This window comes from Nocardia sp. NPDC102475 (genome assembly GCF_055584605.1).
Window position 1 is genome coordinate 28687 of the sequence record NZ_JBVJLS010000046.1, and the last position, 1318, is coordinate 30004.

Below are 1318 nucleotides of genomic sequence, written 5' to 3' on the forward strand. Positions count from 1 at the left end.
CACTCGCAGTGGGGCAACCAAGGACTGTGTGGAGGTCGCCTTCCTCGACACCGGCATCGTCGGCGTCCGCGACTCCAAGAACCCAACCGGCCCAGCCCTGGCCTTCACCCCGACCGAATGGAATGCCTTCACCGCAGGCGTCCAAGCCGGAGCCTTCAACCACCCCGCCTGACCACTCGCAACCCCGCAGAAACCCAGAGCGGCCGCACTCCGAATGTGGATCGGAGCGCGGCCGCTCGGTCTCTATCATGGCGGCATGTCCCTGCCTCGCATCGAGCGCCCGGACCTCCCCCAGTACATGACTTGGGAGGAACTAGAGCGACTCCCCGCGGAGATCGCGGAACAGATCGAGCTGTGGAATGGTCGCGTGGTGTGGGTGCGTCGTGGCCTGCTGAACATCAGACCTTTTCGAACCGTCTCTGGAGCACGATCGAACGCTGCGCGCGAAAGAGCATGTCGGAGAGTCCTTTGCACTGTTGGCGGGTGACCACCGAGACCAACGTATTCCTGGGGCGCAACGGTAAGTCCGATTTCCTGACACCCGACTTCCTCGTCCACCGCGGCCTCGAATCCTCTTACCAGGATCTTCGAGGTGCTGATGTCGTACTGGTCGGCGAGGTCCTGTCGCCTTCGAACACCCGGACCGATATCGAGGCGAAGAAGGCCGCTACGCAGACGCTGGTATTCCGTGGTACAGGGAAGTGCGCTTGGACCGCGAATCCAGCGCCATCGCCACAGTCCGCGCCTATGGCCTCGACATCGGGCACGCCCAACTGCCGGACGGTGTCCACCCGCTGCGCCCGGCCAACTACATCCTCGCCGACGAATGGACCCCCGCGAACCCGGACGGTATCGCGATCGATGCCGCCTTCCCCATCGCGATCCCTTGGACCGAACTCGAATACTGACCGCGGGCTCGAACCACTTCGAGCCGGACATCCGAGTGCAGCGCAGTACAAGATCATCATGCGCTGGTGGCGGCAAACAGCGCTGTTTGCCGCCACCAGCACATGGTGATCTTGGTCAACGGAGTGGTGGCGCTGGAGGTTCGGCGTCGTCGAGTCCGAGTACTCGGTCGGCCCATTCGCAGTCTTCATCGGTCACGCCGGCTTCACGGGCAAGTTCGGCGGTTATCTGCTGTGCGGTGGTCCAGTCGGGTTCACGACGGGCGCGGTTGGAAAACCATGCAGACAACCGAGGAGGCTTCGCCATTGGCGACGGCGGCCTAGGCCGTGTTTAAGAAGTAGCCGGTGCCAAGCCAGATGTTGATGGCTGCGATGTGGACAGTGGCCAGGTAGCGGACGGCGAGTTTGTCGTA

The 1318-nt window shown here is 63.1% G+C and carries 2 protein-coding genes; both read left to right on the forward strand.

The window, feature by feature from the left end; genetic code table 11:
- Positions 1–172: DUF397 domain-containing protein (locus ACZ60G_RS43065; RefSeq protein ID WP_465818059.1), on the forward strand; the 172-nt coding region annotated here is incomplete at its 5' end.
- 535 nt (positions 173–707) lie between these two features.
- Positions 708–908, forward strand: a complete 201-nt coding sequence (locus ACZ60G_RS43070; RefSeq protein WP_465818056.1) for a hypothetical protein — start codon at positions 708–710, stop codon at positions 906–908.
- Positions 909–1318: the final 410 nt, after the last annotated feature.